General features: G+C 51.7%; 15 protein-coding genes, 1 tRNA gene and 1 pseudogene. 11 read left to right on the top strand and 6 right to left on the bottom strand.

The features are described from left to right. Positions 1 to 117: 117 nt before the first annotated feature. From gyrA to HEQ60_RS01640, 4 genes are all read left to right on the top strand, one after another. Positions 118 to 2,805: a DNA gyrase subunit A gene (gene gyrA, locus HEQ60_RS01655; RefSeq protein WP_245183719.1), complete on the top strand. Its 2,688-nt coding sequence runs from the start codon at positions 118 to 120 to the stop codon at positions 2,803 to 2,805. A 6-nt stretch (positions 2,806 to 2,811) separates the two neighbouring features. Next, on the top strand, positions 2,812 to 3,327 hold the full coding sequence (gene coaD, locus HEQ60_RS01650) for a pantetheine-phosphate adenylyltransferase (protein WP_066135610.1): 516 nt from the start codon (positions 2,812 to 2,814) through the stop codon (positions 3,325 to 3,327). A 71-nt stretch (positions 3,328 to 3,398) separates the two neighbouring features. Beyond that, entirely contained in the window at positions 3,399 to 3,911 is a 513-nt protein-coding gene (locus HEQ60_RS01645) for a peptidylprolyl isomerase (protein ID WP_245183688.1), read from the top strand. A 115-nt stretch (positions 3,912 to 4,026) separates the two neighbouring features. After that, positions 4,027 to 4,102, top strand: a tRNA-Lys gene (locus HEQ60_RS01640). A gap of 64 nt (positions 4,103 to 4,166) precedes the next feature. Here the strand turns inward: HEQ60_RS01640 and HEQ60_RS01635 are convergent. Further along, positions 4,167 to 4,562, bottom strand: a complete 396-nt coding sequence (locus tag HEQ60_RS01635) for a DUF4170 domain-containing protein (protein WP_168068804.1) — start codon at positions 4,560 to 4,562, stop codon at positions 4,167 to 4,169. A gap of 141 nt (positions 4,563 to 4,703) precedes the next feature. Here HEQ60_RS01635 and mazG point away from each other — a divergent pair, with 141 nt between their 5' ends. From mazG to HEQ60_RS01610, 6 genes and pseudogenes are all read left to right on the top strand, one after another. Continuing rightward, positions 4,704 to 5,543 carry a nucleoside triphosphate pyrophosphohydrolase gene (gene mazG, locus HEQ60_RS01630; RefSeq protein WP_168068802.1) on the top strand — a complete coding sequence of 280 codons (840 nt, stop codon included), beginning with the start codon at positions 4,704 to 4,706 and terminating at the stop codon, positions 5,541 to 5,543. Between the two features lie 121 nt (positions 5,544 to 5,664). Beyond that, positions 5,665 to 6,222 carry a hypothetical protein gene (locus HEQ60_RS01625; protein WP_168068800.1) on the top strand — a complete coding sequence of 186 codons (558 nt, stop codon included), beginning with the start codon at positions 5,665 to 5,667 and terminating at the stop codon, positions 6,220 to 6,222. Between the two features lie 117 nt (positions 6,223 to 6,339). Then, positions 6,340 to 6,489 (top strand): annotated as a pseudogene (locus tag HEQ60_RS10925) (TRAM domain-containing protein); the annotation flags it as partial. Between the two features lie 39 nt (positions 6,490 to 6,528). Further along, positions 6,529 to 7,620, top strand: a complete 1,092-nt coding sequence (locus HEQ60_RS01620) for a class I SAM-dependent RNA methyltransferase (RefSeq protein ID WP_168068798.1) — start codon at positions 6,529 to 6,531, stop codon at positions 7,618 to 7,620. Positions 7,621 to 7,729: 109 nt separating this feature from the next. After that, on the top strand, positions 7,730 to 9,100 hold the full coding sequence (locus tag HEQ60_RS01615; protein ID WP_168068796.1) for a diguanylate cyclase domain-containing protein: 1,371 nt from the start codon (positions 7,730 to 7,732) through the stop codon (positions 9,098 to 9,100). A 24-nt stretch (positions 9,101 to 9,124) separates the two neighbouring features. Next, positions 9,125 to 9,826, top strand: coding sequence for a DsbA family oxidoreductase (locus HEQ60_RS01610; RefSeq protein WP_168068794.1), 702 nt, complete (start codon positions 9,125 to 9,127; stop codon positions 9,824 to 9,826). Here the strand turns inward: HEQ60_RS01610 and HEQ60_RS01605 are convergent. Genes HEQ60_RS01605 through HEQ60_RS01585 form a run of 5 tightly spaced genes read right to left on the bottom strand, consistent with a single transcriptional unit; the run spans position 9,810 to position 15,677 of the window. Beyond that, entirely contained in the window at positions 9,810 to 10,481 is a 672-nt protein-coding gene (locus HEQ60_RS01605; RefSeq protein ID WP_209315349.1) for a site-2 protease family protein, read from the bottom strand. The genes HEQ60_RS01610 and HEQ60_RS01605 overlap by 17 nt on opposite strands. Before the next feature lie 8 nt (positions 10,482 to 10,489). Further along, on the bottom strand, positions 10,490 to 11,482 hold the full coding sequence (gene nagZ / locus HEQ60_RS01600; protein ID WP_168068792.1) for a beta-N-acetylhexosaminidase: 993 nt from the start codon (positions 11,480 to 11,482) through the stop codon (positions 10,490 to 10,492). Positions 11,483 to 11,488: 6 nt separating this feature from the next. Next, positions 11,489 to 12,703, bottom strand: coding sequence for an SPOR domain-containing protein (locus HEQ60_RS01595; protein WP_168068790.1), 1,215 nt, complete (start codon positions 12,701 to 12,703; stop codon positions 11,489 to 11,491). 2 nt (positions 12,704 to 12,705) lie between these two features. Continuing rightward, positions 12,706 to 14,478, bottom strand: coding sequence for an arginine--tRNA ligase (gene argS / locus HEQ60_RS01590; protein ID WP_168068788.1), 1,773 nt, complete (start codon positions 14,476 to 14,478; stop codon positions 12,706 to 12,708). Further along, entirely contained in the window at positions 14,475 to 15,677 is a 1,203-nt protein-coding gene (locus tag HEQ60_RS01585) for a deoxyguanosinetriphosphate triphosphohydrolase (RefSeq protein WP_168068786.1), read from the bottom strand. Before HEQ60_RS01585 ends, argS begins: the two co-directional genes overlap by 4 nt. Before the next feature lie 119 nt (positions 15,678 to 15,796). Between HEQ60_RS01585 and erpA the strand changes: the two genes are divergently transcribed. Continuing rightward, positions 15,797 to 16,147 (top strand): iron-sulfur cluster insertion protein ErpA, encoded by a 351-nt coding sequence (gene erpA / locus HEQ60_RS01580; RefSeq protein WP_168068784.1) that lies wholly within the window; start codon positions 15,797 to 15,799, stop codon positions 16,145 to 16,147. Positions 16,148 to 16,171: the final 24 nt, after the last annotated feature.

The raw sequence follows: 16,171 nt of genomic DNA, 5'->3' as shown, positions 1-16,171 counted from the left end.
CCACTGTAGGCCCGGAATCTTTACCCGTTCGCTGTCTATCGAGTTTGTGCCTTGACCGAAAACGCCATCCCGACACCGTTTGATCGTGACATTGCGCCTGTAACTATCGAAGACGAGATGAAACGCTCGTACCTCGATTATGCAATGAGCGTGATTGTATCCCGTGCCCTGCCAGATGTTCGGGACGGCTTGAAGCCGGTGCACCGCCGCATTCTCTTCGCCATGAAAGAAGGCGGATACGATTACAATCGCCCTTACAAGAAGTCAGCCCGCATCGTCGGGGATGTCATGGGTAAATATCACCCGCACGGTGATAGCGCCATCTATGATGCCATGGTGCGCATGGCCCAAGACTTTTCCATGCGCCTTCCCTTGGTCGATGGTCAGGGAAACTTTGGATCGATGGACGGGGATCCCCCGGCGGCCATGCGCTATACCGAGGCGCGCATGGCCCGTTCCGCGCACTCCCTGCTGGATGATATTGACAAGGAAACGGTCGATTTTCATCCCAACTACGACGAAAGCACATCGGAGCCTTCCGTTCTTCCTGCCCGATTCCCCAATCTGTTAGTCAACGGAGCCGGGGGCATCGCTGTTGGTATGGCAACCAATATTCCCCCTCATAATCTTGGGGAAATCTTGGATGCCTGCATTGCTCTGATCGATACGCCCAACCTCCCGGACGATGCTATCTTGGACATCGTGCCTGGCCCGGATTTTCCGACTGGCGGAAGTATTCTTGGTCGTTCAGGCATCCGCTCCGCCTATATGACCGGGCGGGGCTCGATCGTCATGCGGGCGAAATGTGCGATAGAAGAAATACGAAATGGTCGTGAAGCCATCGTTGTGACCGAGATCCCCTATCAGGTCAACAAGGCTTCGATGATCGAGAAAATGGCCGAACTGGTCCGTGACAAGAAGATCGAGGGCATATCGGACCTGCGTGATGAGTCCGACCACCAAGGGGTTCGTGTTGTCATCGAAGTCAAGCGCGATGCTGTTGCCGAAATTGTCCTGAACCAGCTTTATCGGTTTACACCCCTTCAGACATCGTTTGGTGCCAACATGTTGGCTATCAACGGTGGTCGTCCTGAACTGATGGGTATCCGTGATATTCTGACTGCCTTCGTCCGGTTCCGGGAAGAAGTTGTGCGTCGTCGCACAATGTTCGAGCTTGGAAAGGCGCGGGACAGGGCGCATGTGTTGGTTGGGCTTGGAATAGCTGTTGCCAACCTTGATCCTGTGATCAAGCTGATTCGGGCGGCCTCTGACCCGCATGTTGCGAAACAGGAGCTGATGTCACGCGACTGGGATGCCGCGGATGTTGCTCCCCTTATTGAATTGATCGCTGATCCTGAGCATGTTGTTGTGAATGGCCGGTATCGGCTTTCCGAGGTTCAGGCCAAATCCATTCTGGACCTTAGACTGCATCGCCTGACGGGGTTGGAGCGTGACAAGATCCATGGAGAGCTACGGGAAATAGGCGGCCAGATTGAAGAGTATTTGTCCATTCTGGGTAGCCGCGAGAGGCTGTACGCCATTATCCGGGAAGAACTGGTGGATATTCGTGCGGCTTACGCTACGCCTCGCCGAACAGTTATCGAAGAATCTGAGTTTGAACATGATATCGAAGACCTGATCCAGAAAGAGGACATGGTCGTCACCATTACCAATACAGGCTATATCAAGCGTGTACCGCTTTCGACCTACCGTGCACAGCGTCGTGGTGGGAAAGGGCGTTCCGGGATGGCAACCAAAGAAGAAGATTTTGTGACCAATCTGTTTGTGGCCAATACCCATACGCCGGTCCTGTTCTTCTCGACCTCGGGCATGGCGTACAAGATGAAAGTTTATCGCCTTCCTGAGGGTAGTCCACAAAGCAAGGGCAAGGCGTTGGTCAATTTGTTGCCCATACAGGAAGGGGAGCGTATTGCTACGGTTATGCCTCTTCCCGAAGATGAGAACCAATGGTCTGATCTGACCGTTATATTTGCGACATCAACCGGGAACGTACGCCGTAACAGCTTGTCTGACTTCACCAATGTCAAGTCCAACGGCAAGATAGCCATGAAGCTGGAAGAGGGTGGGGAACGCCTAGTTTCAGTTGTCCCGTGTACAGAACAGCAGGATATTCTTCTGTCCACCCGCCTTGGCAAATGCATTCGCTTCCATGTCGGCGATGTTCGCGTGTTCAGTGGCCGGACCTCGACAGGGGTGCGTGGTATACGCCTTTCCACACAAGACGAAGTCATGTCGATGACAGTTTTGCAGCATGTTGACTTTGAAACAGCCGAGCGTGATGCATATTTGAGGCTGGCCGCTCAGATCCGACGGTCATCCGGGGAAGGTGACGAGGAAGAGTGTGTCGTATCCGAGGGTGATGACACGGCCATGACTCCGGACAATTTCCAGAGGTTGCAGGATGCCGAAGAGTTCATATTGACCATTACCGAGAATGGGTTTGGAAAGAGAACGTCTGCATATGAATATCGCGTAACCGGGCGAGGCGGGCAGGGGTTTGCCAATATTGAGATGAAAGAGCGTAACGGGGCTGTCGTTGCTTCGTTTCCAATTGGCACTGATGATCAGATCATGCTTATCTCCGATGGAGGACAGCTGATCCGCATGCCTGTCCACGATGTGCGAATCGCCGGGCGTAAAACGCAAGGTGTTACGCTCTTCCGTACAGCTGCAGAAGAAAAAGTGGTTTCTGTTGCGCGGCTGCCGGATGTCGGGGAAGGAAACGGTGATGGCGCACAAGATCAGGAAATGGATGGCATAGCGTCTCTTCCAGATGAGGCATGAACCCTGATGGAAAAGTGCAGAACCGGCGTTTATCCCGGAACATTCGATCCTGTCACCAATGGGCACTTGGACATTATCAGCCGAGCTGCCAAGGTTCTGGACCGATTGATTGTGGGCGTGGCCCAGAATGTTGGAAAAGGGCCCCTTTTTACGCTGGAACAGCGTGTCGAGCTGACTAGGGAAGCTGTGGACGCCCTGAAGCTTGAGGGGACTATCATAGAGATCAGGCCTTTTAATGGTCTTCTCATGAACTTTGCTTTACAGCAGGGGGCATCCGTTATTGTTCGTGGACTCCGGGCTGTTTCGGATTTCGAATATGAGTTCCAGATGGCGGGCATGAATGCTCGCTTGGATTCACGCGTCGAGACCATCTTTTTGATGGCTTCAGAGGGAAGTCAGTTTATCTCTTCCCGGTTTGTGAAAGAGATCAGCTTCTTGGAAGGCAAGATCGACAGTTTTGTACCCCCTGTTGTACGCAAAGCCCTGAAAGAACGTTTTGCCGAGGGTGAGCGTCCATGGTAACCCCGCTGACTTGGAGGAACCCTGTGCTGATCCGCTCATTTGTACTTTTTCTTGCTGGAGTAATGTTTCTTATGACTGTCAATACGGTAGAAGCCCGCGAAACGGCCATGGATCCGGAAAATACCCTGTATATGGATCTAGACTACGGGCGGGTTGTCATCAAGATGCGCCCTGATCTGGCCCCGAATCATGTTGCAAGAATCAAGGAGTTGGTGCGGCAGGGTTATTATGATGGCACACCTTTTCACCGGGTTATTGACGGTTTCATGGCTCAAGGTGGCGACCCTACAGGAACGGGAACAGGCGGTTCCGGGCAGAACATAAAGGCTGAATTTTCCAAGGAGCCTCATATAAGAGGAACCGTCTCCATGGCTCGTGCAGCAAGCCCGAATTCAGCTGACAGCCAGTTCTTCATTTGTTTCGATACGTCTTCATTCTTGGACAGGAAGTACACGATCTGGGGGCGGGTTGTTGAGGGCATGGAGTATGTTGACCAAATCAAGAAGGGAGACCAAGCCTTAAACGGAAAGGTTGCCTACCCTGACCGCATTGTGACGATGAAACTGGCTGCTGACGTTGATTAAAATCGATTTTCTGCAAAAAATACCCAATTTCTTCATTTTAGGTGTTGACCACACAGAGGCATACGAATATGTTGCGGGCCTCGTCACTTGTGGCGGTGAAAAAACAATACCTTAGGTGCCCGTAGCTCAGTCGGTAGAGCATTCGACTTTTAATCGAATGGCCGAAGGTTCGAATCCTTCCGGGCACACCAAAAAAATCCAGCGCCTTATAAAAAGAGCGCTGGATTTTTTTGAAAGAAATAACTCCATGCAGATCTAACGGCGAGGGTCCTCGTGAGAAATATCGTACCTGTGCAAGCAGCTGTCGATGGTCTGGCTTGTAATTGTTCGCCAAAAGTCTTGTGCTTGCTGCTGTGTAAAAGGACCGTATACTTCGAGGGAATGCCCTGACGCTATCGTTGCAAACGTTGTATCAGCATATTCCCCCCCAACAACATAGTAGCTCTTATCATCTAGCTGTGAGTGATTTTCCTCCACCACATAGCGCACCATCGCATTGTCAACCGTACGCCCCGTTATGTCGCGCCAGAAAGCATGAGCATCAACCTCGGTGTATGGCCCATATTTTTCCAAGCTCTTGCCTGCAGCGATTGTTGAGAATGCGCTATCGGAATATTCTCCCCCGATGACATAAAATCTTTTTTCGGACATAGCTTTCCGTCTTTTGCTAAAAGTGCAGATCCCGTGCCTTGTTATACGCTTCTGTTATAAGGAAGTGAACTCTTCGACAGGTGGCATGGGATGTTTGTTTCTGATATCACACACTTGGCCTTGCCGTATTTGGAGTCTTTAATGTCAGAAACTGCTTCCCAAGGCCCTGTAAAGGATGATCTTGCACCGATTGACAGGCTTCTTGCAATCATGCAACGCCTGAGAGATCCGGAGCAGGGGTGTCCATGGGACCTAGAGCAGAGCTGGGAGTCTCTGACTCGCTATACTCTGGAAGAGGCCTATGAAGTTGTTGATGCGGTAGAGCGTAAAGATACCGCATCTCTGCGGGATGAGCTTGGAGACCTTCTTCTTCAGGTTGTGTTTTACAGCCAAATTGCCACAGAAAATAAGGCTTTCTGTTTCGATGATATTGCCGCAGGGTGTGCTAATAAGATGCTGCGACGCCATCCTCATGTTTTCTCGTCGGATAGTCGGGTTTCTTCAGCAGCTGAGCAGATGGGCGTATGGGAAGATATAAAAGCAAAAGAGCGCAAGCGCGTGCAAGCTGATAAGGTGGAAGACAGTGCACTAGACGGTATTTCTCGGGCGCTTCCTGCTGTTACCAGAGCTCTCAAATTGCAGGGCAGGGCTGCGCGGGTGGGTTTTGACTGGGCTGATATTAATGATGTGCTTGATAAGGTTATAGAAGAAATTGGAGAGGTGAGGGATGAGCTTGATGCATCTCCCATGATTCATCGTCGTTTGTCTGATGAAATAGGCGATTTACTCTTTTCTGTTATTAATTTGGCCCGTAAGGTCGATATTGATCCAGAAACAGCCTTGCGTCAGGCTAATGCAAAATTTGACAGGCGATTCCGCCAGATGGAGTCTTTGCTTCGTGGTGCAGGGAAGACGCCGGAGAATTCAGAGCTTGAGGTGATGGAATCATTCTGGGCGCAGGTAAAAAGTCAGGAAAAGTAGACACCTTGCAATGACTAGATCTTTCTTCAGTGCAATGTTGCGTTTTGTCCGTCCGCCTGTGTGGGCGGCCTTTCTTGCTTTTCCTCTTGTGTCAAGCTGTTATGTCCCAGATGACTTCCTTATGGAAATTCGTGTCGGGAAGAATGGTGATTACGGAATAATCTATCGTGGTCTTCTCATATGGGCGCCTCTATTCAAGGAGATGAAAGAGGCAAAGTTGAAACCAGAAGATATAGCGGCCAAAGAGCTTGCCATTAAAGAAGATCTGGGCCGTGATACCGGGTTCTCGGAAATAACTTCTGTAGGACTGGGGCGGTTCAGGGTCGCTTATGAAAAGACAGGACGCCTGAGCGGCACATCCCAAGTCAGCTTCCCAAGGAGAGGTGCAGACATTGTTCGCCTTGAAGTTCGTACCAGTGGTATTTTGTATGTCGCATCGGCTCCAACAGCAAAGCCAGGGGCAAAAGAACAGCTGGAAGCTTTAGGCTTAAGGCCAAGCGGGAAAATTCGTGTTATTACAAATTCTGCCGTCATTAAACATAATGCGCAGCAAATATCGCATGGCTTTGATGATGGGAGCTTTCGTGACTGGAGCGTATATGACTGGAGTGTAAACGGACCCAATCAACCAGCACCATCCATGCAAATTCAGTTCATGGCGCCAACCAAGAAGCCGTAAGAAGCAGTGGGCCTAATTGTCGCATAATGTTTCATATGCTAATAAATTATTCATAATTTTCATTATGCGACAATTGGACGTGCACCTTTCCCTCTCTCTTTTGTATAGACATTTACAATGCCTGCAATCAGAAAACAGTCACCCGTTTCCTCGGAGTTCTTACCGGAGTTTCTTGTTAAGCACCTTGGACGGCATGGAGACGGTGTTGCACACCATAATGGCAAAAACATCTTCATTGACGGTGCCTTACCAGGCGAAAGAGTGCTGGCTCGAGTCGAAGGTGAACGAGGATATGTTCACCGTATCTTGGATCCTTCTCCGGAGCGCATTCAACCTCCCTGCCCTGTTGCGTCTTCGTGTGGTGGATGTTGCTTGCAGCACGCCTCGGAAACTGCCGAGCTAGCCTGGAAACGGGATCTGGTTGCTGAAGCACTGGCTAAATCCGGCATCACCAAAAGCGTGGTAGATCCTGTTGCATCTGTTCCATGCGGAACACGGCGTAAAACAACGTTATCTTGGAAGAAATCAAAGTCGCACTTTGTGATGGGGTATAATGCTCGCAGAACCCACCACATTGTTACGACACACGCCTGCATGCTGTTGACCAAGGCAATATCTGATGCCTCGGCTATATTACGTGAAGCCATAAAAGATTTGCTCCCGTCTGGCAAAGGCGCTGTTTCTATCTGTGACAGCGATTCCGGCATTGATGTTGTGCTGGACTGGGTTGGAAGGCCTGACCTTCAAGTCTTGGAAGTTCTTGCCGCCTTGGTCCATAAACATGACTGGGCGCGTTTGTCCCTGAGAATCGGAGCCATTATCGAACCCATAGCCGTGCAACGTGAACCCATTGTCTATATGGGAGAACACCCCGTTTGCTTGCCACCGGGCGCATTCCTGCAGCCAAGCCGTGAGGGGCAAGAATTATTAGTTGGTCTAGTGCTGAAAGAGTTAAATGCGCCAGGCGGCCCCATATTGGATCTTTTTTGTGGCTTGGGAACATTTGCCCTTCCCCTTGCAGCCAACCTCCACCGCCCTGTTACAGCTATCGACTCGGATCAGCAATCCGTGAGCTGCTTGGCAGCAACAGGTATGGTTAAGGCGTTTGTCAGGGATTTGTTCCGCAATCCCCTTCTGCCAAGCGAACTGGAACACTATGAGGCTGTTGTTCTCGATCCCCCTCGCGCCGGAGGGGCCGCGCAGGTTCTACAGATAGCGCAATGTGCCCCAAAGAAAGGGCCGAAAAAGATTGTCATGGTATCCTGCAACCCCTTCACATGTGCCAGAGATGCACGCAGGCTGACTGATGCTGGGTTTGTCATTGAGAAAATAACCCCTGTTAATCAGTTCCATCGCAGCATGCACGTTGAATTAGTGGTGGTATTCTCGCGGGTCTGAACGGACACGAGATGCACTGTCTGCTTGTTCAATAAAAATAAGGCTCTTACTGTGGAGGGGGAAAGCTAGCCAGATTGGGCAGCATGATGTGTGACAGGGGCAATGGGAGATGATCCATCTGGCCACAGCAGTAGTTGCTGTCCGTGACCCACAAGATGCGGCGTCCCTTGAGAGACATCTCATGGCTGACAGCTACGACTGCCAGCACGTGGTGGCCCCGGCCGATCTTATCGGGGTTTTGAAGAAGTTCCAGCCTGATGTTCTGGTTCTTGATTCTGCATTTTGCAGCGGGAATCCGGAGCAGATTGTCCGGACTGTGCGCGCTGACCCTTCTTTTGTCCATCTTTCCATTTTCTATCTGACATCAGCTCCCGTCGCAGAGCAGGTTGATGTACTCCTGAAATCGGGTATAGACGACGCTGTTCATTGGCCAACAAGCCCTGAGCTCATTCTGTCGCATATTCGGCCTATGATACGTGTCTCGACCATGCGGGCGGAATTGCTGCATCGGATCCATGTTCTTGGGCATATTGGCAAACGTGCCGTCAATGCCTCGCTGTTTGCGCCAGAGGATATTTCTGTGTCTGCGCCCTCCATCCTTTTGACCGGGGCAGATGATACGCGTGAGAAAATCCTGTCGGCCTTTCCAGATGCGGAACTCCTTGTTGCCAAAGACCTTGCAACAGCGAGCCGTATCCTTGAAGATCGCTTCCTTGATGCAATGGTGATGGCGCCATCAGACACGGTGCAGCCTTGGCTTGATCTATGTCTTCAAATGCGAAGAAACGTAAGACTGTTCAATCTGCCTGTTCTTTTTATAAACCGCACGCCCCATCCTGTTGATCCGCAAACACCTCTTTCCATGGGTGCCAGCCGGGTTATTGATGGTGTCCCTATTATCCAGGACTTACGCTTCTCGTTGCATGTCTTAATTCGTCGGCAAAGAATGCGATGGGCATTACGGCGCAGTCTAGGAGAAACTCTGACGACAGGCAGTGATGCAGATAACAACATGCCGGAAGTCTACAGCCGTAACTTCCTGATACAGTCCTTGGAATCAAGAATCAAAGAGGCTGCAGCATCCAGTCTGCGCAATCGCAGCCACCGTTTTTCCCTTGTTACATTTGCTTTTGCTGGTTTGGATGCCATGCGGCATGATTTTGGTGAAAAAGCCGAGCATGATTTGCTACGACAAATTGGGCAGTGGCTTACCCTTCTTGTCAGGGCAGAAGATATGGTTGCCCGCCTGACACCCGTTAATTTCGCGGTCATATTGGCTGATACGCCGTTGGATGAAGCCGATGTCGTCATGCAACGTATAGCTGGTGTTATCGGTAACACAGAATTTGCCGTTGAAGACGTGTTTCGCCCTGTCTCGGTATCCCCTTTTGTCGGGGCATCTGAAGTCCAGAGCGGCGATACTGTACAATCATTAATGGAACGCGCCCGCCCCGTCTTTGACGAAAGATCTATGAGCTGATCCGGTGCCTATGGGGACCCCAATATGATTGTCGAGATTATTTTTGATACGGTATGTCCATGGTGTTACATCGGAAGCCGTCGTCTCTCGAAAGCGTTGTCTAAGCATACCGCAACCGACATCAGGGTACGGTGGCGTCCCTTTATTCTCAATCCAGAGATCGCAAAAACAGGCATGCCGCGTTCTGCTTACCTGGAACGCAAGTTTGGGAGCTTGGCCCGCGCAAACAGGATCTTGGCTGGACAGGTTGAGGCCGGCGCAAGAGAAGGTATCCATTTCAATTTCTCTTCTATTGAAACAGCCCCCAACTCCACAGCATCTCATCAACTTATGCTGCTGGCAGGAACACACGGAGTTGCCAGTGACTTTCTTGAAGTGATTTTTTCGGCCTATTTCGAAAAAGGCCTTGATATAGGAAATAATGACATCCTTTACGAGCTGGCTACACAGTTTGGTTTGGCATCAGATGACGTGCTACACAGCTTGCAGGATGAGACTTCACTTGCCACCGTCATGGCAGAAAATGCCGCAACACATCGAATGAATATTACCGGGGTTCCCTGTTTCATATTCAATCATGACTACGCCATTGCCGGGGCGCAGGAATCAGAAATTCTGGCTCGCATGCTTGATATTGCCTCAGAAGGATCTGTTGCCGAACCCATGACTATACCCGCCCAGAAAGAGACAGATCCCAACCACTTTCTTGTCAGCCGGCCATCATAAAAAAGATCTCGACAACGGCACGAACGACACGCGTGACAAGAGACGAAAGAAAGTTCAAATCCACACCAATCTTCTGACCAATAAGAGGAAGAATGATCAGGAGTCCAATCAGGACGCCAAAGCCAATTCGTTCCATCTTCATGAATCGTATTGCCAAGGCTTCGGGAAGAATACCGGCAACGACCCTGCCCCCATCAAGAGGCAGGAGGGGAATCATGTTGAAAACAGCAAGCACAATATTGAAGTAGCAAGAGTTCCAGAGCATCGAAGGCCACCACCCTGAATCATCAATCAACCACAGCAACATAAACGATACAAAAGCCAAGGCCACATTCATGGCAGGTCCGGCAAGAGCAACCAAGGCCATACCTTGTCGTGGGCGAGGAAAATTACCGGCATTAACAGGTACAGGACGCGCCCAGCCAAACAGGAATGGAGATGAGAAAGCAAGCAAAAGCCCGGGCAGAATAACTGTTCCAACAGGATCAATGTGTTTGACAGGGTTCAGGGTCAGCCGCCCTGCCAAACGGGCCGTGCGGTCACCAAGGGCATCGGCCATCAAACCATGGGCAAGTTCATGAAAAACAACAGCGGACAGAACGGGAATAACCCATACTGATGCCGCGTGGAGAATATCGGCAATCAAGGAGAGCATATATTCTTCTATATTTCAGTGACAACAGGCGTAACGCTGGACATGATCGGGGTAGAAAGTGCCGCCTGCCAACGTAATAAGCTCTCGGGACGTAGCAAAAACGTTCCCTTAACGACAGCACGCATCTCTTCCATATCACCATTACAGTGTAGAATGGTATCACACCCTGCGTTCAAAGAGTTATGGGCCCGATCCTCATACGAACCACTCAGGGCCTTCATCGAAATATCATCCGACAGAAGAACGCCTTTAAATCCAATGCGCTCCCTTATGGTCGCAAAAGATTCTTCGGAGAGAGTAGCCGGGTTCTGGGGGTCAATGGCAGTATAAACAATATGCGCTACCATCCCAACTGGAGCATTTGCCACAGCTTGGAAAGGAACAAAATCAAAAGACTCAAGGGCTTTGAGATCCGAATCAACAATCGGGAGATCAAAATGGGAATCAACCCTGGCACGGCCGTGACCAAGAATATGTTTGACGACGGGCACAATTCCGTTCCTGAGAAAAGCGTCGACGGCAACCGAAGCAAGGTGAGCTACAACATCGCGTTCTGTGCTGAAGGCACGCAAACCAATCACATCTGACGCATCAGGCTGGGGTATATCCAGAACAGGGGCGCAGTTTACGTTGATACCAACATTAACAAGATCGCGTGACATGCGTGCAATTGAGTCCTGCAACATCCTTTTTGCCCCGTCAGGATCAGATTGCCATGCATCACCAAATGTCCGCATGGCCGGATAAGCAGGCCAGTGTGGCGGCCCCATACGCTGCACTCTCCCCCCCTCCTGATCAATCAAAACAGGAGCATCAGGACGACCAACACAGCGGCGGAGAGCATCTGTCAATGCGCGTACTTGGCCTGGATCCTCAATATTGCGGGCAAACAGAATAAAACCGACAGGATTGACAGAGGAAAAGAAGTCTTCCTCCTCAGGGGTTAGAATTAACCCTGAACAGCCGAATATAACGGCACGGCATGTCTCTGAAACACCCATAGCATATTACTTTCCTACAAAGAGACAACCCACCTTGTGCTTTGACAACTCTGCACACAGTCGGCGCGCATCAGCTTCGCTCGATAGTCCCGTTGCACGCAAACGGTAATAAATACCCTTCTGTCCCAGATCAGCCCGCTCTATGGACATGGATAACGAAGCCAGCTGCTGGGGATGCTTTGCTTTCAGATTTTCCCACGTTTTACGAACGGACGCTTCATCCCGTAAGGCAGCCAGCTGCACAGCGTAAGATCCCCCGGTTATTCCCGGGCGGACAGGCGCTGATTTGTCCGTAAGTGTACGCTCGTTTGACGGGGCCACGAGTTTCTTCTCTACAGGAGCCCTCTCGCCCATAACAGACGCGTTCGCAGTAACTGATGGTGTTTCAACCACAGGCGCTTGTTGTTGTACAGGCGGAACCGGCACAGGCACATCAGCAACAATTTTTCCTGCCGGCACATCCGGAAGGGGTATCAACTGCTTTGTATTTGTAGCGTTCGACTTAATCGCTGACGGGGGTGAGATATCAGGTGTTGTTGCAGGAGCAGGCGGGCTGTTATTGGCACCGCCAAGGATCGAAGGCATGCGCTCCATCTGAGACGGAGACACAGGCTCAACGGGTTCCGGCAACAGCTTCTCCACACCAGACGAGCGCACCGTACCAGAAGAAAGACGATCATAGACAAGCTTGTCCTGGTTTGGAACCTGCAACCCCCCCGGGTCAGCAGGACGAACCTTATAGGGATTTGTTTCCGCCAAGATGGTAGGCGCTGTTATCCGGCCATCGGTTCCTGATGTATTGCTCCGCGCCATATACACCCCAGCAGATCCGACAATCGCAATACCGATAAGAAAAGCAGCAAGCAGCAGTCCACGGCCACGCCTTGAATCATCAGCATCCTTCGTAAGCCCCGTACCAGCAATACGATCCGGCACAACCGAGAAATAGTCATGAGGCTCACTACGCTGACCCGCAACACGCCCTGCTGCCAGCTTGGCTGCTGCGGCAACACGCGCCGCATCAACCGGAGGCGCAAGATCAAAATCCTCTGCCGATGGGCCGTGACCAGAAGATGGCGTACTATCTCGCTCGAATGTACGGGCGAACATCTCATCAAGAGCAATATCGTCTCCTGAAGAATGCCCTCCCCCTCCTGCGGCACGGTGCGGACCAACATTGCGGTCTCCGCCTCTGGGGCCATAGCCTCTGGGATCGGCCATAGCTACATCTCCTCTGCCGGTTCAACACCAATAACAGCCAAACCAGACGCTAACACTGTCATTACACCTTGCACAAGGGCAAGGCGCGCCACAGACAGGGACTGATTATCCGGATCAAGAAATCTGAGATGCGTGTGTTCACGTCCCTTGTTCCACAATGCATGAAATCCTGCAGCAACATCGCCCAGGAAATAGGTGATACGATGCGGCTCTCCAGCCTCGGCCGCGCTTTCCACCACGCGCGGCCAACCGCCGATCAAGCGAACAACAGCCATTTCATCAGGGTCGGAAAGCTGTGACAGGTCCGCGTCAGCCAGTGCCGTAGCAGACAAGTCAACACCGGAAAAGACTGTTGCAAAGTGGCGCCTGACAGAGCAGGCGCGTGCATGCGCATACTGCACATAGAAAACCGGATTGTCACGTGACTGTTCCGTTACCTTGGCATAGTCAAAATCCAGCGGCACATCGTTCTTGCGTGACAGCATGATAAAGCGCACGACATCTTTTCCAACACGCTCTATCAGATCGCGCAGGGTTACAAAGGTCCCTGCCCGCTTTGACATTTTGACAGGCTCCCCTTTGTCCATCAGCTTGACCAACTGACAAATCTTGACATCAAGAGATGCCTTCCCGTCCGACATGGCGTGCACTGCGGCCTGCATTCTCTTGACATACCCGCCGTGGTCTGCCCCGAAAACGTCGATCATTTTCAGGAAACCACGCTGATATTTGTCATAGTGATAGGCAATGTCACCAGCAAAATAAGTCCATGACCCATCGCTCTTTTTCAGCGGCCTGTCGACATCATCGCCATAGGTTGTCGAACGGAAGAGGGTCTGCGGGCGGGGTTCCCAGTCATCTGGGGTTTTCCCCTTCGGAGGCTCCAGTACGCCAACGTAAACAAGATCGCGATTTGCCAGATCCTTCTCCGCAGCCTCTACACGCCGAGCTTCGACAATGGCCTTCTCGGAAGAAAAGACATCGGGATGAACACCAAGCGCAGCCAAATCATCACGGATCATATGCATCATGGATTCGATGCCAAAATCCCGCAAGACAGGCCGCCACTCTGTCTCGGGAACACCAACCCACCGTGTTCCATCCCGTCCCTTGAGGGCCTGCGCTGTTTCTATCAGATACCCGCCCCCATACTGTATTTCCTTGGCCGCAAGACGCTGGTCAAACTCTGCCTGATCAACAGCACCGCAAGCAACCAGGTAGCGCCAGTACAACGCAGTTGCCAGGATATCAATCTGGGCACCGGCATCATTGACATAATATTCCTTGGCAACATTGTAGCCGGCCTTCTTCAACAGATTGGCCAAGGCATCACCAACGCAAGCGCCACGGGCATGCCCAACATGCATGGGACCGGTTGGATTGGCCGAGACATACTCAACGTTAACAGCATGAGCACCCCCAATCCGGGAGTCACCAAAAGCAGTCCCTTCTCGCAGGGCACACCGCAGAACATCGTGCCACAGCGTTGGTTCAATACGGATATTAATGAAGCCGGGACCGGCAATCGATACATGCCCCACCGCTTCGACAGCAGAGAGCCTTTCAGCAATGACAGCGGCCAAATCCAGAGGCTTCATGCCGGCTGCCTTAGCCAAAACCATTGCTGCATTGGTGGATACATCACCGTGCGATGGATCGCGTGGAGGCTCGGCTGTTACAGCATTAAACGACACACCGCCAGGAAGCGTACCCTCTGCAGTCAACTTATCAAGAACAGAGACAATGCGGTCCCTGAAAACACTGAACACATTCATGGTTTCACCGTAGGATCAAGAAGGCGGCTATGCTCGTCCAGAGCAAATCGGTCAGTCATTCCGGCAATATAGTCAGCAACACGCCGTGCCGTGCGGGGGGTGCTGGCTCCATCGCACCCATACTGCCAGTCCGGGGGCAGAAGCCCCGGTTCATGTACAAGAACATCGAATAAATCGTGCACCACCTGGCGCGCTTTTGACGTCATGCGGTTGACGCGAAAATGACGATACATATTAGGAAAAAGAAACCCTTTCAGAGCACTGTCATGGGCCTGCATCTCAGCAGAAAATGAAATCAGGGGCCCGTCGGCCAGGCGGATATCCTGAACCGCTTTCGGTTTTGCTTCGGCCAAGCGTTGGCGGCTCTCTTGCAGAAGATCCAGAACCATGGAGGTAATCAACCGACGGCCGGACTCATAAATCAGGCGCACAGGCTCCAGATCCGGATGCTGGTTTGATGTTACTGCCAGAATGGGGCCAATCAAAGGTACATCCTGCAAATCCTGCGGCGTAAAGAGACCAGCCCGCAGTCCATCATCAATATCATGGGCGTTATAGGCAATATCATCAGACAAGGCCGCAACCTGGGCCTCGGGGCCGGCAAAAGAATCAAGCTCGAGATCGTGAAGGGCAGCATATTCAAGAATTGCGGCAGGTAACTCCCGCCCCTCATTTCTTCTGTCCGCTTTCGGACCAACAAGAGGACCATTATGCTTGACGAGCCCCTCCAAAGTCTCCCAAGTCAGATTCAACCCGTCCCAGCAGGGATAACGCCGCTCCAGCTTTGTCAGGATTCTGAGGGACTGGGCATTATGATCAAAACCGTCCCAAGGCTCCATACAGGCTTTCAGGGCATCCTCACCGGCATGGCCGAATGGCGTATGCCCAAGATCATGGGCCAAAGCCAGCGCCTCTGCCAAATCTTCGTTCAAGCTCAGCGATCGGGCGATTGATCGGGCGATTTGAGCAACCTCAAGGCTATGAGTCAGGCGGGTCCGGTAGTTTTCCCCCTCATGGTAGACAAAGACTTGGGTTTTATACTGCAAACGGCGAAAAGCCCCACAGTGAATAATCCGGTCACGGTCACGCTGAAAGGCATCGCGCTCAACCGCCTGCTCGCCTTCATCGTACAGGCGACCGCGGGAACGCAACGGGTCCGAGGCATAAGGTGCAAGATCAACTGGTTGGGACAAAGTCATGGGGCGAACAGTAACGTGCCGCAAAAGGCAAGGCAACCGGGAACACCCCTTGCGAAGCATATATTCTTCAGCATACATTAAAAAGATCCGATAACGCATGTAAGCAAGGACGGTACATCATGAGTTCGCGTGCGCTGGACCCAGCCGATCTTTCGCTGTCACAGGCCGCTGTGGCGCGTGTTCGTGCGCTTGTCAAAGCAGAAGGCAAACCCGGGCTGATGCTTCGCGTGTCCGTTTCCGGCGGTGGGTGTTCAGGTTTCCAGTACGGCTTTGATCTGGATGCTGAAACAGGCAGTGATGACTTGGTTCTGGACCAAGATGGTGTCGTGCTGGTTGTTGACGAGGCGTCGCTTGATATCCTCAAGGGGTCCCGTATTGATTTCACTGAAACACTGATGGCCTCAGCCTTTGTGGTAAATAATCCGAACGCAGCATCTACCTGCGGCTGCGGCACCTCCTTTTCCCTCTGATAGCCGAGAAAGACCGTGCTATAC

The sequence above is a fragment of the Haematospirillum sp. H1815 genome (assembly GCF_012102705.1).
Classification (GTDB): domain Bacteria; phylum Pseudomonadota; class Alphaproteobacteria; order Rhodospirillales; family Rhodospirillaceae; genus Haematospirillum.
This window is presented reverse-complemented; position numbering and strand designations above follow the sequence as displayed.